Origin of the sequence: Bradyrhizobium sp. 62 (genome assembly GCF_023073035.1) — a bacterium.
Lineage (GTDB): Bacteria > Pseudomonadota > Alphaproteobacteria > Rhizobiales > Xanthobacteraceae > Bradyrhizobium.
On sequence record NZ_JADPIT010000016.1, the window covers coordinates 220038 to 240988 of the forward strand.

The window sequence follows — 20951 nt, forward strand, 5'->3', positions numbered from 1 at the left end:
GCGAGCGGCGGCTCGGCCAGCTTCGCCCCGGCCTTCAGCTTGCCCTCCAGCAGCGCGTGCAGGATGGCCTGATAGACCGCCTCGTCCTCCGCCGGATTGGCCTTGCCGAGCCCTTTGCCGCTTCTCTTGCCGCTTTCTTTGCCGTCTCGCCCGCGCTGCGTCGTCATGGCGGTAGCTAGGCCCAAAGGATGCGCAGCGTCACCTCCAAAAAATGTGCACATTTGCTGCGCCGGCATGCAGGCGCCGCGCAGGCGCCAAAACCATCATCCAGCTAACCGACTGATACAAATCGCAATTATGAAAATGTGCACATTTGGCATGGCGCTTGCTGCGTCTCCGCTGCAAGCTTTACGCACAACAAACGGGACATGCCCATGCACACCCCCTCCCGACGCAGCGTTTTGACCTCCGGCGCGGCCCTAGCCGCGATCATCGTCGCTCCGGCGCGGCTGCGCGCCGCGCCCAGGGAGATCGTCATCGGCGGCCCCGCGGGCGCCGCGAAATATTTCAATGCCGATTTGTTTCCCGTGCTGGAGAAGAAGCTCGACTGCAAGGTGCTCTACGAGGGCACAAACTCGCTGACCAATCTCCAGAAGATGCAGGCCGACAAGGCCGCGCCGAAGATCTCCGTCGTCATCATGGACGATCCGGTGATGCTGCCGGCAGCCAGCGACGGCCTGATCACCAAAATGTCGGCATCGTCCATCGCCAACCTCGGCAAGCTGGTCGACGGCGCGGTGCATCAGGACGGACTATGGGCGAACTATCAGCGGCCCTGGGCCGGCATCGCCTATTCGACCAAACGCATGAAGACGGCGCCTGGCAATTGGTCCGACCTCTGGGATACGAAATATGCCTCCAGGGTGATCGTGCCGTCGCTGTCGAACACCGAAGGTTTCTGGACGCTGCTCGCCGCCGCCCATCTCGAGACCGGCAAGCCCTACAAGGAGGCGCAGTACGAGATCGACGCCGCCTTCAAGAAGGCGAAGGAGCTGAAGGCGAACCTCTTGAACGTCTACACCAACGCGCCGCAGGCCATCAATCTGATGGAGCAGGGCGAGGCGTGGATGATCGGCGGCCAGTTCTCGGCCTACACGCTGATCCGCAAGGCGGAAGGGTCACCGGTCGATCTCGCCGTGCCGCAGGACGGCGGCTTTGCGATGCCGTCGGGAATAGCGAAGGTGAACGGCGCACCGGCCGGCGATCTCGCCGATGCCGTGATCGACTTCTTCCTCAGCCCGGAAGCGCAGATCATCCTCGCCGACAAGGCCTTCGTCGCCCCGACCAACAAGGGCACGCCCACGCCGGCGGGCTTCCCGGACCCAGCCTCGCTGTTCGCGCCGGACTGGGCGTTCGTCGCCAAGAACCGCGCCTCCTGGGTCGACCGCTGGAGCAAGGAGATGACATGAGCGAAGCCGCCCCGCATCTCGTCGTTCGCGGCGTCTCCAAGACATACGGACCCACGACGGTCCTCGACCACATCGACCTGACCATCCGCCGCGGCGAGCTGGTGACGCTGCTCGGCCCGTCCGGCTGCGGCAAGACCACGCTGCTCCGTGCCATTGCCGGCCTGGCGCAACCCGACACCGGCAAGGTCGAACTCGCCGGGCGCGACGTTACCCACGTGCCGCCGCACAAGCGCAATGTCGGCGTGGTGTTCCAGAGCTATGCGCTGTTTCCGCATCTCACCGTCGCCGGCAATATCGCATTCGGGCTCAAGGTGCGCGGCGCGGCCAGACGCGAGATCGACGCCGCGGTGGAGCGCGCGCTGTCGCTGGTCAAGCTCGGCCACCTCGCCGGCCGGCGCATCTCGGCGCTGTCCGGCGGCCAGCAGCAGCGCGTGGCCCTGGCGCGCGCCATCGCGGTCGAGCCTGACGTGCTGCTGTTCGACGAGGCGCTGTCCGCGCTCGATCGGAAATTGCGCGAGGAGATGCAGGTCGAGCTGCGCCGCCTGCTCCAGGACGTGAAGGCAACCGCGATCTTCGTGACGCACGACCAGGACGAGGCGCTGACCATGTCCGACCGCGTCGCGGTCATGAGCAAGGGACGCATCGAGCAGCTCGCCGAGCCGCGCGAGCTGTATCTGCGGCCCGCAAGCCTGTTCGCACTCAACTTCGTCGGGCTCTCGACGCGGATTGCCGGCACGGTGCTGGCGGCCGGCAACGGCAAGGTCGAGGTCGAGACCAGGGTCGGCCGCTTGTCGGCGCTCGGCAATTTCCAGGCGGGTTCGCCTGTCATCGTCGCAGCACGCCCCGAGCAGTTGCGGATCGGCGAGCAAAGCGAAGCGAATACGGCCGCCGGCCGGGTCCGCTCCGTGGTGTTCCAGGGCTCACGCACACTGGTCGACGTCGATGCCGGGGCCGGTGAAAGCCTGCTCGCCGAGCTCTCCGGGCGCGACGGCGCGATCCCTGTCGTGCATGACGAGATCCGCCTGAGCTGGCCGGTGACCGAGACCTTTGCATTTCCGATGGAGGCGCAGGCATGACCGAGGCGGCCCTTGCGGCGCCAGTGGCCGCGCCTTCGGTCGATCGCGAGCGGCTCGCCGCGATCGGATTCGTGCTACCGTCCTTCGTCATCATCGCCGGCGTGTTCGCGCTGCCGCTGGTGCTGCTGCTGGGCGTCAGCATCGTCGATGCCAACGGGCTGACCTTCGCGAACTACAAGCGCCTGCTCGGCACGCCCTATTATCTCGGCGTGGTCTGGAATTCCTTGCGGCTCGGGCTGCTGACGACGCTGATCGCCTTCCTGATCAGCTATCCCGCCGCCTTCGCGCTGGCGCGCGCCCGCGGCGCCTTGCGCTCCGTGCTGCTGGCGACGCTGTTCCTGCCGCTGGCGGCCAGTGTCATCGTCAAGGCGTTCGCCTGGACCATCCTGTTGCGCAGCGACGGCATCGTCAACGAGACGCTGATGGCACTCGGCATCATCGAAGATCCGATCCGCATGATTTTCACCGAGACCGCGCTGATCGTCGGCGCCGTCAACATCTTCCTGCCCTTCATGATCCTGCCGATCTACGCGATCGTAGCCCAGCTCGATTCCCGCTACGCCGAAGCCGCCGCCACGCTCGGCGCCTCGCCGGTCGTGACGTTTGTCCGCGTCATCCTGCCGCTGACCTTGCCCGGCATCATCGCCGGCGTGGCGCTGGTGTTCTCGCTCTCGGTTTCCGCCTATGTGGTGCCGACGCTGCTGATCGGCGAGAAATATCCGACGCTCGCGACCGCCATTGCAAAAGCCTATCTGCTGGCGCGCGAGCCCGGCTTCGGCGCCGCCGCCGGCGTCGTGCTGCTGGCGATTGCGATTGCCATCGTGACGCTGAGCGCGCGACTATCGCAGGAGCCGAAGTGATGGCGCGCGCCGCAATCGCCGTCTGCTGGATGATGGCCGTCGCGCTGGCCTTGTTCCTGATCGCGCCGCTGCTGGTGATCGCGGCGGCAAGCTTCTCGCCGACGCCGGTGTTCGACCTGCCGCTCACGGGTGCATCGACGCGCTGGTACGGCAAGATCGGCCGGCTCGACGGCTTCTGGCCGTCGCTGCTGCTGTCGCTTCAGATCGCGCTGCTGTCGACCGTAATCTCGCTGATCTCAGGCACGTTCGCCGCGATCGCGATCGCGCGCGGAAAGCTGCCGGGCGCAAACATCTTCGCCACCGCGCTGGTGTCGCCGCTGATGATGCCGGGCCTCGTGCTCGGCATCGCGCTGCTGCAGGGCTTTCGCGCAGTCGGGTTCACCGCGCCCTGGGCGACGCTGCTGGTCGCGCATCTCGTCATCACGCTGCCCTACGTCGCGCGCACGATGATCGCGGGTCTTTCGCGATTCGACTTCACGCTGATCGAGGCGGCGCGCACGCTCGGCTGCACCTATCCCGGCAGCGTGCTGCGGGTGATGGTGCCGGCCTTGGCGCCGTCATTCCTGATCGCCGGGATCTTCTCGTTCCTGGCATCGTTCGACAATTATCCGGTGTCGATCTTCCTCGCCGACGTCCGCACCAAGACGCTGCCGATCCGCATGCTGCAATATATCGAGGAAGCGCCCGATCCGACGTTAGCTGCGCTCTCCACCCTCATCCTCCTAGGCACGGTGATCCTGCTGTTCGTCAGCGACCGCGTCGTCGGCCTGCATCGCATGGCCGGAACCTCGGACTGATCCATGAGCGAAATAAATCAACCCGTCTCACAACGCGACTTCGTCGGCTATCGCGGCAAGCCGCCCAATCCGCATTGGCCGAACGGCGCGCGCGTCGCGGTGTCGCTGGTGGTGAATTTCGAGGAGGGTTCGGAGTTTTCCGTCAACGATGGCGATGTGGACAACGAGGCGATCTACGAAGTGGTCCACAAGCTCGACGGCCCGGATTCCTGCATCGACAGTCATTTCGAATACGGCACGCGCGCCGCATGGTGGCGCATCATGGACCTGTTCGACGCCTACGGCGTCAAGGCGACGGTAAGCTCCTGTGGCCGCGCGGTCGAACGCTCGCCGGAGCTGGCGCGCGATGCCATTGCCCGCGGCCACGAGGTCTCGGCCCATGGCTGGCGCTGGCAGAGCCACGCCGACATGGACGAAGCGAGCGAACGCGAGGTCATCGCGAAGACGGTGGCGACGATCGAACGCGCCACCGGGCAGCGCCCGGTCGGATGGCACACACGCTCGGCGACCTCACCGAACACGCGGCGCCTGCTGGTCGAGGACGGCGGGTTCCTCTACGACAGCGACGCCTATAATGACGACCTGCCCTATTACAGGGAGGTTGCAGGCCAACAGCATCTGGTGCTGCCCTACGCTTTCGACACCAACGACATGCAGTATTACAACGCCGCGCGTTTCAGCGGAGACGACTTCGCCGACTATGTCATTGACGCCTTCGAATGGCTCAGGCGCGAGGGCGAGGCAGCGCCGAAGATGATGTCAGTCGGATTGCATTTGCGCATGATCGGCCGCCCCGGCCGCATCGGTGCGCTGGAGCGGATGCTCGCACACATCACCGGAAGCGGCGCCGCGTGGATCGCGCCGCGCGCGGCGATCGCGCGGCATTGGATGCAGGTGGTGCCGGCGGGGGTGTGATCTGCGGCGGCCTTCGCCACACGGAAGGTGTCATGCCCCGCGCAGGCGGGGCATCCAGTACGCCGCGGCGTCTCGGCTCTATCACGACTGTCTCTGGAATACTGGATCGCCCGCCTTCGCGGGCGATGACAGTGAGGGTATGGTGGCAGCTCTCACTCTCGCGAGCCCTAAACCCCCGCCACCGACGTCCACAGCTCCGCCAGCTTGCGCCGCAGGGCCTGCCTGCGGGTCAACGGCGCGGGCGTTTCCTCGTCTTCCGGCAGGCGCAGGCCGACGACGTTGACGCGGCCGCCGGAGATCGAGCGCGCCACAAGTACGATCGGATCCAGCGCAAGCTCGGCGCCCTCTTTCGGCGCGCGTTCGAGATGGACGTCGAAATAATCAGCGAGCGTGTGCCCGCGCTCGTCCTCGCCGACCTCCACGCCGTAGATCTCCGCGAGCTCGGCGAGCGTGTGCTCGCCGGAGACCATGAAGTCGCCCAGCAGATGCGGGTCCGGCGCCGAGCTCGGCTGCATGTCGACGAAGAAGCGGTCGAGCGATTCGGCCTTTTCCGGCGGCGCCAGCAGATAGATGTAATCGCCGGGCGCGATCGGCTCGGCTTCCGCCGGCGTCAAAATGTTCTCCTTGCGGATCACGAGCGTCGGCTTCGACCAGGACGGGATCAGGCCGCGGCGGAAATACAGGCTCTTGGACCGCACCGGATAGCCGACGAGCTGCTGCTCGAGCTGCCCAGGCAGATCCAGTTCGACACGGCGCGGGCCGCGTTCGGCGCGCGGGAGCGCAACATGGAGCTTGCGCGCGGCCGGCCCCAGGGTCCAGCCCTGCAGCAGGAGCGAGATGATGACGACGACGAAGGCGACGTCGAAATAGAGATAGGCCTTCGACAGCCCGACCAGCATCGGGATCGAGGCCAGGAAGATCGCGACCGCGCCGCGCAGGCCGGTCCAGGCGATAAAGATCTTTTCGCGCCAGTTGAAGCGGAACGGCGCCAGGCACACGAACACCGCGATCGGCCGCGCCACCAGCATCAGGACGAATGCGACCCCCACCGCCGGCAGCACGCTGCCGCCAAGCCGGCTCGGCGAGACCAGCAGGCCGAGCAGCACGAACATCACGATCTGGGCCAGCCAGGTCGCGGCGTCCAGGAAGGCCACCACCGAATTATGCGCGCGCGTCGGGCGGTTGCCGATGATGATGCCGGCGAGATAGACCGCGAGGAAGCCTGAGGCGTGCATGATCTGCGAGCCGCCGAAGATGACGAGCGCAGCGGTGGTGACAAACGGCGCGTGGAGGCCCTGCGGCAGCGCGACCTTGTTGAGCGCGATGACGACCAGACGCCCGCCGATCACCCCGACGACGGCGCCCAGCACGGCCTCCTGGGCGAACTCCATCAGCACATGCGCGGCCGTGCCTGTTCCCAGCGAGATGTACTCGACCAGCATCAGGGTCAGGAAGATCGCGAAGGGATCGTTGGTGCCGGATTCCACCTCCAGCGTCGCGCCGACGCGCGGGCGCAGGCGCAGGCCCTGTGTATGCACCAGCAGGAACACTGCGGCCGCGTCAGTCGAGGCCACCACGGCGCCGACCAGCAGCGACTCCGTCCAGTTGAGGTCGAGCGCATATTTCGCGAACGGCGCCGTGATCAGCGCGGTCAGCAGCACGCCGACGGTCGCGAGCACCATGGAAGGCGCGAGCACGGTGCGGATGCTGGCAAAGCGGGTCCGCAAGCCGCCGTCGAACAGGATCAGGGCGAGCGCGACCGAGCCGACCAGATAGGTGGTTCGGACGTCGTCGAACTGCAGCTGTCCGGGACCGGAATCGCCCGCGAGCATGCCGATCGCGAGGAAGACGAGCAGAAGGGGCGCGCCGAAGCGCAGCGCAAGCAGGCTTGACAGGATCCCGGCCAACACCAGGACGGCGCCGAGCAATATGGCGAGGCTGACACTGTCGAGGGAAGCCATCCACCTTCCGGGTACGAAATCGCTGGAATTGCATCCTTATCGTCGGCAGACTCCCACGCCAACCCATTTCTCCCGCTCGCGGCAATCTGCCCGCATTTTGCGGCCTTAACGCACTTCACTTGGCGGTGTATCGGTGGTCCGGCCGCGCCCTTTGTGGGATTCTCCGGCGCGCTCGAATCAATGCCTCCCGCCCGCTCCCCGACGAGACCGATAGACATGGACCTCAAAGACTTCATGGAGTTCGTGCAGACCACCGCGCGCAGCGTCGGGGCCGAAATCTCCTCGCCCTGGTTCTACCTGCAATTCGGGCTCATTCTGGCCGCGGCCGGCATCGCCTATGCCGCGGAAGCCGCCGTTCGCAGCCGGGTCGACATGACCTCGCTGGCGATGCGCTGGCCGCTGCCGCTCCGGCACTTCGTCCGGGTGATGGTCTCCAGCGCCTCGACGGCCGTGTTCACCCTGCTCGTGATCGTCTCGCGCGTGGTGATGTACCACGCGACCTGGCCGAGCCGCAGCTATCTCCTGATGGTCTCCGCCAAGCTGGGCCTGGCCTGGCTCGCGATCCGGCTCTTGACCTCGGTGCTGCGCAACGCCTTCATCGTCAAGCTGGTGTCGATCACGGCCTGGTTCGTCGCGGCGCTCTCGATCCTCGGCCAACTCGATGCGACGGTCGACCTGCTCGACTCGTTCGCCATCGTGCTCGGCGGCCTGCGGCTGACGCCGCTGCTGGTGATCAAGGCCGGCGCGCTGCTGCTCATCGCGCTCTGGCTCACTAACATCGCCAGCAATTTCGCCGAGAGCCGGATCAACTCGACCACCGATCTGACGCCGTCGGTGCAGGTGCTGCTAGTCAAGATCATCCGCATCGGCCTGCTTGCGGTCGCGATCGTGATCGCGCTCGGCACGGTCGGCATCGATCTCTCGGCGCTCGCGGTGTTCTCAGGCGCGGTCGGTGTCGGCATCGGTATCGGCCTGCAGAAGATCGTCGCCAATTTCATCTCGGGGATCATCCTGCTCGCCGACAAATCGGTGAAGCCGGGCGATCTCGTCACCATCGGCGACAACACCGGGCGGATCAGCGCGATGAAGACGCGCTATATTTCCGTCGCCGCAGGCGATGGCCGCGAATTCCTGGTGCCGAACGAGGATCTGGTGACGCAAAAAGTCGTCAACTGGACCTACACCGACAAGAACACGCTGGTGAAAATCGCCTTCGGCACCAATTACGACGCGGACCCGCGGCTGGTCTGCAAGCTCGCCGCCGAGACCGCGGCCGCGCATCCGCGCGCGCAGAAGGGCAAGCCGCCGAATTCCATCCTGACCGAGTTCGCCGAAGCCGGGATGAAGTTCTCGCTGACCTTCTGGATCGCCGACCCCGACGGCATGGACAACGTCAAGAGCGACGTGATGCTGGCGCTGTGGGACGCCTTCAAGCGCGAGGGCATCCGGGTTCCCTACCCCGTCCGCGAAATCCGCATCCGCGGCGGTGCGCTGCCGGTGGAAACCACCGTAGAAGTCCCGAATTGAACCGGTTTTCGGGCGCATGCCCGCCAAGCTTGGCTTGCATGAAGGCTCGCGATCATTAAATTAGGGCCTTAAATCAGACCCTTGCGCCCACCTCGATACCGGCCCCGTGCCGAGAAGACCGCATCCGCATGAGCTACGTCGAAGCTACCGATACCTCGCTCCGCAAGACCGGGCAGATCAAGCTGCATGGACCAAGCGCCTTTGCCGGCATGCGCAAGGCGGGAGCGCTGGTGGCGAAGTGCCTCGACGAGCTCACCGACATCGTCGGGCCCGGCGTTCCGACCGACCGCATCGACCAGTTCGTCCGCGACTTCGCCTTCAGCAACAATGCCTATCCGGCGACGCTGATGTATCGCGGCTACCGCTATTCGACCTGCACCTCGCTCAACCACGTGGTCTGCCACGGCATGCCTGGCGACCGTCCGCTGAAAGAGGGCGACATCGTCAACATCGACGTCACCTTCATCGTCGACGGCTGGTACGGCGATTCCAGCCGGATGTATGCAGTCGGCCCGATCGCCCGCAAGGCCGAGCGGCTGATCGAGGTGACCTATGAGGCGATGATGCGCGGCATCGCCGCGGTGAAGCCCGGCGCCACCACCGGCGACATCGGCCATGCCATCCAGAGTTTCGTCGAGCCGCAGGCCATGAGCGTGGTGCGCGATTTCTGCGGCCATGGCCTCGGGCGCATGTTCCACGACGAGCCGAACATCATCCATATCGGCCGGCCCGGCGAGGGCGTGCAGCTCAAGCCCGGCATGTTCTTCACCATCGAGCCGATGATCAATCTCGGCAAGCCGCATGTGAAGATCCTCTCCGACGGCTGGACCGCCGTGACCCGCGACCGCTCGCTATCGGCGCAGTTCGAGCATTCCGTCGGCGTCACCGCGACAGGTGTCGAGATCTTCACGCTGTCGGAGCGGCACGGCGAGAAGCAGATCGGGTGATGGCGCGGCCGACCTTCGGGTCGCCGGCTGACGTGAACCGGATTTGCCGGCGCAATTGACGGTTGCAAAAACGGTTATCCGCGGCAATGCTGGCGGCCGATGCCCGCCAAGCCCGACCACGACAAGAGCAAGCCCGAAGAAGCGCCGCACTATCTCGGCCATCGCGAACGGCTGCGCGAGCGCTTCTACAGCGCCGGAGCGGACGCGCTCAGCGACTACGAGCTGCTGGAGATGGCGCTGTTTCCGGCGCTGCCGCGGCGTGACACCAAGCCGCTGGCGAAGTCGCTGATCAAGATTTTCGGCTCGTTTGCCGAGGTCGTGCATGCGCCGGTGGCGCGCCTGCGCGAGGTGGAAGGCATTGGCGAATCCGCGATCCACCAGCTCAAGCTGCTCGCGGCGGCGGCGCATCGCGTCGCCAAGGGCGGGGTCAACAGCCGCAACGCGCTGTCGTCCTGGAACGAGGTGATCGACTATTGCCGCACCAGCATGGCGTTCGCCGAGAAGGAGCAGTTTCGCCTGCTGTTCCTCGACAAGCGCAACCAGCTCATCGCCGACGAGGTGCAGCAGACCGGCACCGTCGATCACACCCCGGTCTATCCGCGCGAGGTGATCAAGCGCGCGCTGGAATTGTCCGCGACCGCGCTGATCCTGGTGCACAACCACCCCTCAGGCGATCCCTCACCCTCACAGGCCGACATCCAGATGACCAAGGCGATCATCGACATCGCGAAGCCGCTCGGCATCGCGGTGCACGACCACATCATCGTCGGCAAGAGCGGGCATGCGAGTTTGCGCGGGATGCGGCTGATCTAGTAGCAATAGCGCGGATCGACCGGGACGTAGGAGCCGTCCCGGCGCTGCATGTAGCAGCCGCGCTGATAGGCGTAATAGCCGGAGCGGCGGCGTTCGCCCTCGGAGGCGATCGCAGCGCCCGTGCCGGCACCGACGACAGCGCCGATGGCCGCGCCACGGCCTCCGCCGATGGCGCCCCCCACGATCGCTCCACCGACGCCGCCGAGGATGGCACCGCCAATGGCGTCCTGCGCTGCCGCCTCATGAGCCGGCATCGCCATCACAACCGCCAGACATGCCGCGATAGCGAAACTTCCAATGCGAAGACCTCGAAGCATGCTCGCCCTCCCCTGTGGTCAGAGGAGTCATAGCGCCGCAGCCGGATTCGGACCAGAAAAATCACCATGCCCGGACCCGCACTCTCGCGATGGCGTCGGAGGCTCGGCTCGAAGGCGGCTCAGGCCACGCCCCGTGTGCAGCGCGGGCCGTCCCCATTCATCTCAAGCATCAACCCAGCGCTGCACGGCCTCGGCGGTGTCGGCCGGCGTGGTGTTGAAGCAGATCGCGGCGTCGGGCGCCAGGCGGTGGACGAGGTTGAGCACCTTCTCGAACAGCAGCAGGCGCTCCCTGGGCTCGCGCAGGCCCGCGCCGATCACGATGCAGTCGAAATTCTCCTCGCGCAGCGCTGCCGTGACGGCGGCTTCCGCCGCGGCATCGAGATCGATCAGGCAGCTCGTGACTTCGTAACCGAGATCGCGCAAGCGCAGCAGTTGCGCATCGATATAGTCGCGCACGAGCGCCGGCGTGAGCTGCGGGAATGCACTGTAGTCCGCGTTGCCGGGTTCGATGCCGATCGCGAGGACGCGCGTGGTCATGCAGGGCTCCGTTGCCGGACTGTCTCGCGTCGCTAACCGAGCAGCGGCCCTTTCGGTTCCCTCGCGGGCTGCCGCCCTGATCCCGGTCCTGCCGCTCATTTTCTCGGCGAGGTTGTAACCCACTTCACACGCGGCGCCCCGGCGGCCTGCCAGACTTGCGGGAGATCACGCTGGTCTCACGCCTGATCACGGCACCTGGTTCATTTCGACTGACGCGCGGTTGCAAAATCCATTCATTGCGGGAGCGGAAAATGATTTCGTTCGAGAGTTTGAAAAGCGAATACGAGCAGAATTGGGCCAATCTCGAGATCCGGCCTGCACGCCTCTCCGACGCGAACGCGGTCGCACGCAAGGCCATCAACGGCAAGGCGACCTATCAGCAGATCGAGCGGTTGACCGGCGTCCCCTGGTATTTCGCTGCCCTCTGCCACTACCGCGAGTCCAATTTCGATTTCGACACTTATCTCGGCAACGGCGAAACGCTTCATCGCGTGACGACGCTCGTTCCGAAGGGGCGCGGTCCGTTTGCCACGTTCGTGGACGGCGCCGTGGACGCCTTCAGAATCGAGAATTTCGTCGGCGCTCACGATTGGGCGATCGCGCGGATTCTGTTCCGGCTCGAAGGGTTCAACGGCTTCGGCTATCACGCCAAGGGCTGCAATTCGCCCTATCTTTATGGCGGTTCGACGCTGTATGGCCCGCCCGAGGCAAGAGCCGGCAAATTCGTCCGCGATCATGTGTTCGATTCGGGTCACGTCGATTCCCAGCTCGGCACCGCGGTGATCCTGCATGCAATGATGTCGCTGGATTCCTCGATCACCCTCGACGGCAGCCCGCAATTCGCGAGCCGGGCCGAACCGGAGGACGACGCGGCGTCGACGATAGTTCTCATGCAGCAGGCGCTCAACAAGCTCGGCGCCAATCCGCCGCTCGCCGAGGACGGCGTCAGCGGACCGAAGACCAGGGCCGCGGTCTCGCAGTTTCAGCAGCAGAACGGCTTGAGGGATACCGGACTTCTCGACGGCGCCACGGTCGCCGCCCTCACCCGCGCGGCGCAGTCGGGCCCCACCGGATCGAGCGGCGATGTGTCCAGGATCATGAAGCGGCTGGAGGACCTCGCGCAATTGCTGCGGCCGCCGGTCGGCGCCGTGATCCCGGCAACGACGGCATCGGGCAACACGCTGCCCGCCACCAATGATCCGATCAGCCTGTTCGAACGGCTATTTTCCCTCGTCAACAAGACGGCCCCCATGCCAGGACCCCTCACCCCGACCAGCCCCGCCCCCGTCGATCAGTTGAAGCAGGTCGTCGACCTGCTCGGCACCTTGCTCAACCGGGATGGCAAGCCTGTCCTCGGCCAGGTCAATGGCGCGCTCGGCGATACCATCGGCAAGATGCTCGACGGCAAGAAGACTGCGCTCGGCATCGGCGGCTCGCTGATCACAGCGCTGCTCTCTTCGGTGACGGCGAGCCCCAACGCTGGCGGTCTTGCCGGGTTGCTCGGGACGCTGGTGTCGGCGGTGCCGGGCCTCGGCCAATTCGCGATGCCGATCTCGCTGGCGCTCACGGCCTGGGGCGTGCTCGGCAAGATGGAGAAGTGGGCCCAAGGCACCGCGCCGCCGCCCAAGCCGACGACGTAGCCTGCGGCCATCCCTTGAGACGCCCGCCCATGGCGGGCGCTCAGGATAAGCTCGCGTTTCGCGGCGCCTACTGGCGCAGCATGATCAGGGGATCGGCGGTATCGGGGACGCGGCGCCATTGCGCGTTGTCGTCGGCCTCGAACTGCCAGGCCTCGCCGGCTTTCGACAGCAGGATGATCTGGCCGCGCTCGAGCCGCCATTGCGTCGGGTTGAACTGCGCAATGGCCGCATCGCATTTCGGCTTGAGGAAGACCTGGAAATTGTCCGGCCCGGCTTCCGTGTTGGTCAGCGTCAGCCCGCAGACAGGCTGGCCGTTGCCGCGCACGATCGACCAGTCGCCGATCATCTGGTCCATCGACTTCGCCATCGAGCGGGCGGCGGCGAGGTCTTGCAGGATGTAGACGCCCTCGCCCTGCCGCAGGCCCTCGAAGATGCCGGCCTCGACCTCGGTGAAGTCGATCACGGCTTCACCGCTCGAATCCTGCAGGCGGACGATGTCGAGACCCCTGACGCTCCAGGCGACGATATCCTTGGTGAAGGGCAGCGCGGCCTTGCAGGCCGGCTCCAGCTCGAGCTTGAAGCCTTGAGCCGCAGCGTCGGCCTTGAGCGTGACGACGCAGGTCTTGCTGCGCTCGGTGGTGGAGAGCTCCCACTGCCCGGGCATTTCCTTCTTCAGGGTCGTCGTATCCTGCGCCAACGCAAGGCCGATCGCGGCCAAGTAGGCCGAGACGGTGAATGCAACGACCCCAAGAACTCTCATCAGCGCCCCTTGAAAGGCGTTTCCGCAACCGGCGTCAACGGCGCCTTGCCTGAGAACCAGGACTTGAGATTGTCGACCACGAGCTGATCCATCCCGTTGCGCGTCACCACCGAGGCCGAGCCGATATGCGGCAGCAGCACCACGTTCTGCATGGTCTTGAGCTCGTCCGGCACGTTCGGTTCGGCCGCGAACACGTCGAGACCGGCGGCGAGGATGGTGCCGGACTTGAGCGCCTGGACCAGCGCCGGTTCGTCGATCACCGAGCCCCGCGCGACGTTGACCAGCACACCGCGCGGGCCGAGCGCCTTCAGCACCTCGGCGTTGATCATCTTGTTCGTGCTGGCGCCACCGGGCACGATCACCATCAGCGTGTCCACCGCCTTCGCCATCTCGATCAGGTCGGGGTAGTGCTTGTAGGAGACGTCCTTGGACGGATTGCGGGTGTGATAGACCACCGGCACCAGCGAGGCATCGAGCCGACGCGCGATCGCCTGTCCTATCCGGCCCATGCCGACGATGCCGACCTTGCGATCGCGCAGCGAGCCGACGCTGAGCGGATAGTTCTGGGTCTGCCAGAGACCGGAGCGCACATAACGATCGGCCTTGATGAATTCACGCACCGTGGAGATCAGAAGGCCCATCGCGACGTCGGCGACCTCCTCGGTCAGCACGTCGGGCGTGTTGGTGACGATGATGTTGTGCTCGGCGGCGTATTTGGCGTCGACGTGGTCGTAGCCGACGCCGAAGCTCGCCACCATCTCGATCTTGGGCAATTGCGACAGCGAATCCCGGTCGGCGCGCACGGTGTGATAGGTCACCGCCACGCCGCGGATCTTTTCGCGGATTGCCGGCGTCAGCCGCTCGAGATCGCCCCGCGTCTCCGCCTTGTGCACGACGAAATGATCGGAAAACCCGTTCTCGAGGATCGGCCGGACCGGCCCATAAATCAGGAGGTCGATCTTTTCGGACGAAATCGAACCGGTGGTCATCAGTTGTCCTTTCCAAGCGCGCTCTCGTGCCAGCGCCGTAAAACGAGGTGGGAAACTAGCGCCAGCACCCCATAGATGACAATCCCGGCCAGCGACAACAGCAGCAGCGCTGCGAACATGCGGGGTATGTTCAAGCGGTAGCCGGATTCCGCGATCCTGTAGGCGAGCCCGGAGCCGGCCCCGGCCGTTCCCGCCGCGATCTCGGCCACGACAGCACCGATCAGCGACAGGCCGCCGGCAATGCGCAGGCCGCCGAGAATATAAGGCAGCGCCGCCGGCAGCTTGAGGTGGCGCAGGGTCTGCTGCGACGAGGCGCCATAAAGCTGGAACAGGCCGGCGAGGTTGCGATCGACCGAATTGAGCCCAAGCGTGGTATTGGACAGCACCGGGAAGAAGGCGACGATGAAGGCGCAGACCACGACCGCGGTCTGCTGCTCCAGATAGATCAGCAGCAGCGGCGCGATCGCGATGACAGGCGTAACCTGAAGCACCACGGCATAGGGAAATAGCGATGCTTCCACCCATTTGGACTGGTTGAACAGCAGCGCCAGCGCGATGCCGCCGATGCTGGCCGCCACAAAACCTTCGAGCGTGGTCAGCAGCGTCGCGGCGAGCGACTGTGACAGCACCGACCAATCCTTGATCAGTGTCACGAATATGACGGAGGGCGCCGGCAGCACGTAAGGCGGGATGTCCTTGATCCGAACCACGAGCTCCCAGGCGAGCAGGCCCGCCGCGAACACGATGACGGGCAGCGCGAAGCGCACCGCGCGTTGCGCGCCGGACGGCTTCGCAGTGACGGAAGCTTGCGCGTTCATAGCGTCGACTGCCCTGCATAGGACGGCGCCAGCGCCGCCGACACTTTCCGGCAATAATCGGAATAGGCGACTGAAGTGCGAAACTCCTCGCCACGCGGCTCGACCGTCTCGATGCGGAAGTCGGCCTGGATGCGGCCCGGCCGCGCCGTCATCACCACCACGCGCTGCGACAGATAGACGGATTCGAACACCGAATGCGTGACGAAGATGACGGTCTTGCCGAGCCTGCGCCACAGCGCGAGCAAATCGTCGTTGAGGCGGAAGCGCGTGATTTCGTCGAGCGCCGCGAACGGCTCATCCATCAGGAGGACATCAGGATCGGTGACGAGCGCGCGCGCCAGCGACACCCGCATCTTCATGCCGCCGGAGAGCTCGCGGGGAAAGGCGTCGGCGAAATCGCCAAGCCCCACGCTTGCCAACGCCTGATCGGCACGCGCGCGCGCTTCCGCCTTCGGAACGCCTGCGAGCTTCAGCGGCAACCGCACGTTCTCGCGCGCGCTGGTCCAGGGCATCAGGGTCGGCTCCTGAAACACGAAGCCGATGCCATGACCTGGTTGAATATGACCTGGCTGAACATGACCTGACTGCGCACCACCCTCGCGACGCGCCAGCCGCACGATTCCGGACGATGGCGCGCTGAGCTCGGCAATCAGCCGCAGCGCGGTGGATTTGCCGCAACCTGACGGTCCCAGCAACGAAATGAACTCGCCCTTGCGCACCGCAAGGTCGAGCGGGCCGAGCGCCAGCACGCCGTTGTCATAGGTCTTCGTCACGCCGCGCAGGCTGACAGCCAGGGCCGTCAGGCCGGTCTCGACCCCCGCCAACGTTTGGACTGATGACATCGGCCTTGCGCTACGGCTTGCTCGGGCGCAGCTCGGCGCCGACGCCCTTGTTGACGAAACGCAGCGTATAGGATTTGCGAAAATCGAGGTCTGCCTTCACGACGCCTGCCTTCACCATCTTGTTGAAGAAGGAGGTGTAGCGCTCGTCGCTCATCGCGCCGATGCCGTTCTTCAGCGAATCGCCGGAATCGACGATGCCGTATTCCTTCATCTTGGCGACGGAATAGGCGAGCAGCTCGTCGGTCATCTCCGGATTGAGCTTCTTGATCATGGCGTTGCCCGCGGAATTGTCGCGGTAGATGTAATTGTACCAGCCGACCATGGAGGCATCGACGAAGCGCTGCACCAGGTCGGGCTTCTTCTCGACCACGTCGCGGCGGCTCTCGATCAGGGTCGAATAGGTGTTGAAGCCGTAATCGGCGAGCAGCAACACGTTGGGCTTGAAGCCGGCGGCCTTCTCGACCGCGAAGGGCTCGGAGGTGACGTAACCCTGCATCGCGCTCTTGGGATTGGCGATGAAGGGCTGCGGATTGAAATTATAGGGGCGAACGTTCTTCTCGCTGAAACCGTATTCGGATTTCAGCCACTGGAAATAGCTGGTCATGCCCTCCTTGGAGACGAACAGCGTCAGCGGCTTGAGGTCCTCGATCTTGGCGACCTTGGCATCGGGCTGCGTCAGCATCACCTGCGGATCCTTCTGGAACACCGCGGCGATCGTGACGACCGGGACGTTGTTGGCGACCGCGTCGAACGACATCAGCGTATTTGCGGCCATGAAGAAATCGATCTTGCCGGCGATCAGCAGCATCCGGTTGTTCTCGTTGGGCCCGCCGGGGACGATGGTGACGTCCAGCCCATATTTCTTGTAGGTGCCGTCGGCGACCGCCTGGAAGAAGCCACCATGCTCGGCCTCGGCGACCCAATTGGTGCCGAACATGAGCTTGTCCAGGGTTTCGGCGCGCGCCGGAACGACCGAGACCAAAGCGGCCATCAGGCCCGCCGTTAAGGCTCGCCGCAGATGAGAGGGGCTCATGATGGGACTCCGTCGATCGCTTCTAGCCGATGTCCAAGCAACGCGATAAAACCGCAAGACATTCAGGGACGCGAGCCGGCCTGGCCCGCGTCCCCTGATAACCCAAATTACGCGACAAATTCGGGCAAAGAAACCTTGATGACGCCTTCCCGCGACTGGACCGAGATCCGCTGGGCCGATGCCAGCCCAGCCGAGGTTTCGCGCTGGATCGCAGTGCTGCCGCTGGCGGCGACCGAGCAGCACGGCCCGCATCTGCCGCTCGAGACCGACGTGCTGATCGCGGACGCCTATCTCGCGCGGGTGCGCGAGCTCCTGCCCGAAAGCGTTCCGGCCACTTTCCTGCCCGTTGAACCGATCGGGATTTCCACCGAGCATATCGACTATGCGGGCACGCAGACGCTAGCGACTGAAGTCGCGTTGAAAAAATGGACCGCGATCGGCGAAGACATCGCGCGGCGCGGATTGAAAAAGCTCGTCATCATCACCAGCCATGGCGGCAACAGCGCGGCCATGATGCTGATCGCGCAGGATCTTCGCGCGTATCAGAAACTGTTCGTGGTGACCACGTCGTGGTCGCGGCTGTCGGGCGCGGACCAGCTGTTCCCGGCCGACGAAGTACGCCACGGCATCCACGGCGGTGCAGTCGAGACCTCAATCATGCTGGCCCGCTATCCCGATCAGGTGCACGGTGATGCGATCGCGGATTTTCCCGCGAGCAGCATCGCGATGGAGCAGCAATATCGCTGGCTGTCGACGCAGCGACCCGCACCGTTCGCCTGGCAGGCACAGGATCTCAACCCCAGCGGCGCCGTCGGCAATGCGACGCTGGCCGTGGCCGCGAAAGGCGAGCAGCTGATCGACCAGGGCGCCCGCGCCTTTTGCGAGCTGCTTGCCGAGGTTGATAACTTCGACGTGAACAGGCTCGCCAAGGGCCCGCTCGGCTAGCGCTTATCATCCTGGAATCATTCGAGAAAGAGTCAAACTTGAGCTCCGCTTTTACCGGTTTCGAACCGGACGCGCGGAGCCTCCGTCCAACTCGGTACGCGGGCCACAACGGACCGCCTCAACCCGGATGGAGTTTCCCATGTCGATCAAGACCAAGATTTTCGCAGTTGCCCTCACCGCGCTCACCCTGACCGGCAGCGTCGTCGCCACCACCTCGCAGGCGCAAGCCAAGCCGCTCGGCTGGGGCGTCGGCGTCGGCTTGGGCATCGCCACCGCCGCCGTCGTCGGCTCCGCGATCGCCGCCAGCAACGACCCCTATTACAACGGCTATCACCGCTGCGGCTGGGCCGCCCAGTACAACGCCTTTGGCCAGTACGTTGGCCGCGTTCGTACCTGCTTCTGATTTGAGTCCCTGAGGCCGATCTCACGTGGATCCTGCGTCCGACACGGGCGCCTCATCCACCCCGTGTCGTGCCCCCGACCCCGCCCGGATGTCCCCCCGGACGGGGTCAACTGTTTTGGGGCCTCGGGATTTTGTTGCAGCCCCGTCACACAGCGGTGCGAACCATCCCCTGCGGCAATCTGCACTAGTTGCTATTGCGAATTAATCGCAATAAGGTTTGCAACAAGCTCAGGGGCTTGGGAAGAAGTCGCGCCGGACTGAGATCATCAGGTCCGATCGCGGAGCACCTAAGCCTGATGACAGGGTCGCCGCGAATCGGCAGGGATAGTGCGGCGAGTGGACACACTCGCTTTTGGGGGCGTGCGTTTTGACGTTGAGGGGTCACCGTTACAGGTATTTGCGGACGGCCGCGGCAATTGCCTCGGGCGTCTTGGCTTTGCCCGCCAGCAGCCGCGCGGCTGATCTGCCGCTGAAGGCACCTGCGCTCAGGGCCGTCTACGACTGGACGGGCCTCTATATCGGTGCACACGCCGGTTTCACCCGCGGCACGTCCTCGGCCATGCTGACCGATCCCGCGGTCGCGACCGATAATCATGTCTTCACCGGCGCGACCGGCGGCGTGCAGGCCGGCTACAATTGGCGCCTCAACTCAGGGCTTCTGCTCGGCGTCGAAGGCGACATCTCCTTTCCGAACTATCTGCCCTCCAACCACGTGGTGTCGTCGACGACCACCGCGCTATCGAGCGCGGAGGAGCGCTGGGATTACGTCGCGAGCCTGCGCGCGCGGCTCGGCTACACCACGGGCGCATTCCTGTTCTACGCGACTGGCGGCGCCGCTTTTGCCGGCGAGCGCTTTCTCTCGACACCGGCAGGCGGCAATGAGGAGAAGGTGTTGAACACGCGGTTCGGCTGGACCGCCGGCGGCGGCGTCGAATATGCCTTCGCGCCGCACTGGAGCGCGCGGCTCGAATATCTCTACAGCAAGTTCGAGAACGCCCGCGTCACCTTCCCCTCGGGCGCGCAATATTCGTCCTCGATGGATTTCCAGAGCCTGCGGATCGGCCTCAATCGCAAGATCGACTGGCCGGGCCTGCCGACCTACAATCCGAAGTCTGACATCACCGATACCGAGTCCAGCCGCTGGGAGATCCACGGCCAGTCGACAGCGCTGGCCCAGGGACATCCCTCGTTCAGAGCGCCCTATACCGGGCCGAACAGCTTCACCCCCTCGCCGGATCTGCAGCAGACCTGGAGCAATTCGCTCTATCTGAATGCGCGGCTGTGGGACGGCGGCGAGGTCTATTTCAATCCCGAGCTGCTGCAGGGCTTTGGCTTCAACAACACGACCGGCGCGGGGGGCTTCCCCAACGGCGAAGCGCAGAAGTCCGGCTTTCCCTATCCGCACTTCAACGCCTCGCGGCTGTTCGTGCGCCACACCTTCGGCTTCGGCGGCGAGCAGGAGGAGCTTGCCAGCGGCCAGTTTCAGCTTGCTGGCAAGGCCGACGTGTCGCGTTTGACTTTGCAGGTCGGAAAGCTCTCCGTGGTCGACGTCTTCGACGGCAATTCCTACGCGCACGATCCGCGCAAGGATTTCATGAACTGGTCGATCTGGGCATCCGGCGCCTTCGACTACGCCGCCGACAAGCTCGGCCTCGGCTATGGTGCAACGGCCGAATTGAATCAGAAGCAATGGGCGCTGCGCGCCGGCTACTTCCTGATGGACGCCCAGTCCAACTCGAACAATTTCGACATGAATATCGGCCGCCGCGGCGAATATGTCGCGGAGCTCGAGATGCGCTACTCGCTGTTCGGCCAGCCCGGCAAGCTGCGCACGCTCGGCTTCATCAACAGCGCCTATTCCGGCAGCTATCGCGAGACGCTGGATAATCCGCTGCTCAACCTCGACATCAGCCAGACCCGCCGCGGCCGGCTCAAATACGGCTACGCTTTGAATGTCGAACAGGCGATCACCGACGATATCGGCGTGTTCGGCCGCTGGAGCTGGAACGATGGCCGCAACGAGATCATGGCCTTCACCGACATCGACCGTAGCCTGTCCGGCGGTGTCTCGGTCAAGGGAGCGAAATGGGGCCGATCCGACGACGTCGTCGCCATTGCCGGCGCGATCAACGGCCTGTCGCAGGACCATCGCGACTTCATCGCCGCCGGCGGTCTCGGTCCGCTGATCGGTGACGGCCAGCTCAACTACCGCAGGGAACGCGTGCTGGAGACCTATTACGCCTACGCGCTCAACAAGGCGCTGACCTTCACCGCGGACTACCAGCTCATCGTCAACCCCGCCTACAACGCTGATCGCGGCCCGGTGTCGGTATTCTCGGGTCGGCTGCACGGGGAGTTCTGA

The 20951-nt window shown here is 65.0% G+C and carries 20 protein-coding genes; 12 read left to right on the top strand and 8 right to left on the bottom strand.

What is annotated here, in order from left to right:
• Nucleotides 1-374 precede the first annotated feature (374 nt).
• Genes IVB47_RS20035 through IVB47_RS20055 form a run of 5 tightly spaced genes read left to right on the top strand, consistent with a single transcriptional unit; the run spans nt 375 to nt 5057 of the window.
• The gene (locus tag IVB47_RS20035) at nt 375-1409 is read left to right on the top strand and encodes an extracellular solute-binding protein (RefSeq protein WP_247463573.1); all 1035 of its coding nucleotides are present in this window, start codon (nt 375-377) and stop codon (nt 1407-1409) included.
• A complete protein-coding gene (locus tag IVB47_RS20040) occupies nt 1406-2485 on the top strand; it encodes an ABC transporter ATP-binding protein (protein WP_247463576.1) in 1080 nt (359 codons plus the stop codon). Before IVB47_RS20035 ends, IVB47_RS20040 begins: the two co-directional genes overlap by 4 nt.
• Entirely contained in the window at nt 2482-3345 is an 864-nt protein-coding gene (locus tag IVB47_RS20045; RefSeq protein WP_247463578.1) for an ABC transporter permease, read from the top strand. The genes IVB47_RS20040 and IVB47_RS20045 overlap by 4 nt, the downstream gene beginning before the upstream one ends.
• Entirely contained in the window at nt 3345-4142 is a 798-nt protein-coding gene (locus IVB47_RS20050; protein WP_027565849.1) for an ABC transporter permease, read from the top strand. Before IVB47_RS20045 ends, IVB47_RS20050 begins: the two co-directional genes overlap by 1 nt.
• Nucleotides 4143-4145: 3 nt before the next feature.
• A complete protein-coding gene (locus tag IVB47_RS20055) occupies nt 4146-5057 on the top strand; it encodes a polysaccharide deacetylase family protein (protein ID WP_247463581.1) in 912 nt (303 codons plus the stop codon).
• A 167-nt stretch (nt 5058-5224) separates the two neighbouring features.
• On the opposite strand, the gene IVB47_RS20060 is transcribed toward IVB47_RS20055, so the two are convergent.
• Complete coding sequence (locus tag IVB47_RS20060; RefSeq protein ID WP_247463585.1) at nt 5225-7018, bottom strand: potassium/proton antiporter; 1794 nt, start codon at nt 7016-7018, stop codon at nt 5225-5227.
• 210 nt (nt 7019-7228) lie between these two features.
• Here IVB47_RS20060 and IVB47_RS20065 point away from each other — a divergent pair, with 210 nt between their 5' ends.
• From IVB47_RS20065 to radC, 3 genes are all read left to right on the top strand, one after another.
• Nucleotides 7229-8545, top strand: a complete 1317-nt coding sequence (locus IVB47_RS20065) for a mechanosensitive ion channel domain-containing protein (RefSeq protein ID WP_247464059.1) — start codon at nt 7229-7231, stop codon at nt 8543-8545.
• A 128-nt stretch (nt 8546-8673) separates the two neighbouring features.
• Nucleotides 8674-9492 carry a type I methionyl aminopeptidase gene (map, locus tag IVB47_RS20070; RefSeq protein ID WP_018460078.1) on the top strand — a complete coding sequence of 273 codons (819 nt, stop codon included), beginning with the start codon at nt 8674-8676 and terminating at the stop codon, nt 9490-9492.
• Between the two features lie 99 nt (nt 9493-9591).
• Complete coding sequence (gene radC, locus IVB47_RS20075; RefSeq protein ID WP_247463588.1) at nt 9592-10305, top strand: DNA repair protein RadC; 714 nt, start codon at nt 9592-9594, stop codon at nt 10303-10305.
• On the opposite strand, the gene IVB47_RS20080 is transcribed toward radC, so the two are convergent.
• Together IVB47_RS20080 and IVB47_RS20085 are read right to left on the bottom strand one after the other, a co-directional pair.
• Nucleotides 10302-10622, bottom strand: a complete 321-nt coding sequence (locus IVB47_RS20080; RefSeq protein ID WP_247357638.1) for a glycine zipper domain-containing protein — start codon at nt 10620-10622, stop codon at nt 10302-10304. The two genes, radC and IVB47_RS20080, sit on opposite strands and share 4 nt — an antisense overlap.
• Nucleotides 10623-10784: 162 nt before the next feature.
• Nucleotides 10785-11159: a hypothetical protein gene (locus tag IVB47_RS20085; protein ID WP_027565856.1), complete on the bottom strand. Its 375-nt coding sequence runs from the start codon at nt 11157-11159 to the stop codon at nt 10785-10787.
• Nucleotides 11160-11410: 251 nt separating this feature from the next.
• Between IVB47_RS20085 and IVB47_RS20090 the strand changes: the two genes are divergently transcribed.
• A complete protein-coding gene (locus IVB47_RS20090) occupies nt 11411-12799 on the top strand; it encodes a peptidoglycan-binding protein (protein WP_247426989.1) in 1389 nt (462 codons plus the stop codon).
• Between the two features lie 67 nt (nt 12800-12866).
• Here IVB47_RS20090 and IVB47_RS20095 read toward each other — a convergent pair whose 3' ends face one another.
• From IVB47_RS20095 to IVB47_RS20115, 5 genes are read right to left on the bottom strand one after another with little or no spacing between them, the layout of a single operon-like run.
• Nucleotides 12867-13559, bottom strand: coding sequence for an AprI/Inh family metalloprotease inhibitor (locus tag IVB47_RS20095; RefSeq protein WP_247357637.1), 693 nt, complete (start codon nt 13557-13559; stop codon nt 12867-12869).
• Complete coding sequence (locus IVB47_RS20100) at nt 13559-14548, bottom strand: 2-hydroxyacid dehydrogenase (RefSeq protein WP_247463591.1); 990 nt, start codon at nt 14546-14548, stop codon at nt 13559-13561. The genes IVB47_RS20095 and IVB47_RS20100 overlap by 1 nt, the downstream gene beginning before the upstream one ends.
• Entirely contained in the window at nt 14548-15366 is an 819-nt protein-coding gene (locus IVB47_RS20105; RefSeq protein ID WP_247463595.1) for an ABC transporter permease, read from the bottom strand. Before IVB47_RS20105 ends, IVB47_RS20100 begins: the two co-directional genes overlap by 1 nt.
• Nucleotides 15363-16208, bottom strand: a complete 846-nt coding sequence (locus IVB47_RS20110) for an ABC transporter ATP-binding protein (protein ID WP_247400035.1) — start codon at nt 16206-16208, stop codon at nt 15363-15365. The genes IVB47_RS20105 and IVB47_RS20110 overlap by 4 nt, the downstream gene beginning before the upstream one ends.
• A gap of 10 nt (nt 16209-16218) precedes the next feature.
• Nucleotides 16219-17241, bottom strand: coding sequence for an ABC transporter substrate-binding protein (locus IVB47_RS20115; protein ID WP_247463600.1), 1023 nt, complete (start codon nt 17239-17241; stop codon nt 16219-16221).
• A gap of 138 nt (nt 17242-17379) precedes the next feature.
• Between IVB47_RS20115 and IVB47_RS20120 the strand changes: the two genes are divergently transcribed.
• From IVB47_RS20120 to IVB47_RS20130, 3 genes are all read left to right on the top strand, one after another.
• Nucleotides 17380-18186, top strand: a complete 807-nt coding sequence (locus IVB47_RS20120) for a creatininase family protein (protein ID WP_247463603.1) — start codon at nt 17380-17382, stop codon at nt 18184-18186.
• Between the two features lie 139 nt (nt 18187-18325).
• Nucleotides 18326-18589: a hypothetical protein gene (locus tag IVB47_RS20125; RefSeq protein WP_007597808.1), complete on the top strand. Its 264-nt coding sequence runs from the start codon at nt 18326-18328 to the stop codon at nt 18587-18589.
• 397 nt (nt 18590-18986) lie between these two features.
• Nucleotides 18987-20951, top strand: coding sequence for a carbohydrate porin (locus IVB47_RS20130; protein ID WP_247464062.1), 1965 nt, complete (start codon nt 18987-18989; stop codon nt 20949-20951).

What these genes read in the sequence shown, in the direction of transcription:
- IVB47_RS20090 (WP_247426989.1), top strand. Translation starts at nt 11,411, where the DNA reads ATGATTTCGTTCGAGAGTTTGAAAAGCGAATACGAGCAGAATTGGGCC.
- IVB47_RS20035 (WP_247463573.1), top strand. Translation starts at nt 375, where the DNA reads ATGCACACCCCCTCCCGACGCAGCGTTTTGACCTCCGGCGCGGCCCTA.
- radC (WP_247463588.1), top strand. Translation starts at nt 9,592, where the DNA reads ATGCCCGCCAAGCCCGACCACGACAAGAGCAAGCCCGAAGAAGCGCCG.
- IVB47_RS20045 (WP_247463578.1), top strand. Translation starts at nt 2,482, where the DNA reads ATGACCGAGGCGGCCCTTGCGGCGCCAGTGGCCGCGCCTTCGGTCGAT.
- IVB47_RS20095 (WP_247357637.1), bottom strand. Translation starts at nt 13,559, where the DNA reads ATGAGAGTTCTTGGGGTCGTTGCATTCACCGTCTCGGCCTACTTGGCC.
- IVB47_RS20120 (WP_247463603.1), top strand. Translation starts at nt 17,380, where the DNA reads ATGACGCCTTCCCGCGACTGGACCGAGATCCGCTGGGCCGATGCCAGC.
- IVB47_RS20040 (WP_247463576.1), top strand. Translation starts at nt 1,406, where the DNA reads ATGAGCGAAGCCGCCCCGCATCTCGTCGTTCGCGGCGTCTCCAAGACA.
- IVB47_RS20125 (WP_007597808.1), top strand. Translation starts at nt 18,326, where the DNA reads ATGTCGATCAAGACCAAGATTTTCGCAGTTGCCCTCACCGCGCTCACC.
- IVB47_RS20100 (WP_247463591.1), bottom strand. Translation starts at nt 14,548, where the DNA reads ATGACCACCGGTTCGATTTCGTCCGAAAAGATCGACCTCCTGATTTAT.
- IVB47_RS20110 (WP_247400035.1), bottom strand. Translation starts at nt 16,208, where the DNA reads ATGTCATCAGTCCAAACGTTGGCGGGGGTCGAGACCGGCCTGACGGCC.
- IVB47_RS20115 (WP_247463600.1), bottom strand. Translation starts at nt 17,241, where the DNA reads ATGAGCCCCTCTCATCTGCGGCGAGCCTTAACGGCGGGCCTGATGGCC.
- map (WP_018460078.1), top strand. Translation starts at nt 8,674, where the DNA reads ATGAGCTACGTCGAAGCTACCGATACCTCGCTCCGCAAGACCGGGCAG.
- IVB47_RS20085 (WP_027565856.1), bottom strand. Translation starts at nt 11,159, where the DNA reads ATGACCACGCGCGTCCTCGCGATCGGCATCGAACCCGGCAACGCGGAC.
- IVB47_RS20105 (WP_247463595.1), bottom strand. Translation starts at nt 15,366, where the DNA reads ATGAACGCGCAAGCTTCCGTCACTGCGAAGCCGTCCGGCGCGCAACGC.
- IVB47_RS20060 (WP_247463585.1), bottom strand. Translation starts at nt 7,018, where the DNA reads ATGGCTTCCCTCGACAGTGTCAGCCTCGCCATATTGCTCGGCGCCGTC.
- IVB47_RS20080 (WP_247357638.1), bottom strand. Translation starts at nt 10,622, where the DNA reads ATGCTTCGAGGTCTTCGCATTGGAAGTTTCGCTATCGCGGCATGTCTG.
- IVB47_RS20050 (WP_027565849.1), top strand. Translation starts at nt 3,345, where the DNA reads ATGGCGCGCGCCGCAATCGCCGTCTGCTGGATGATGGCCGTCGCGCTG.
- IVB47_RS20055 (WP_247463581.1), top strand. Translation starts at nt 4,146, where the DNA reads ATGAGCGAAATAAATCAACCCGTCTCACAACGCGACTTCGTCGGCTAT.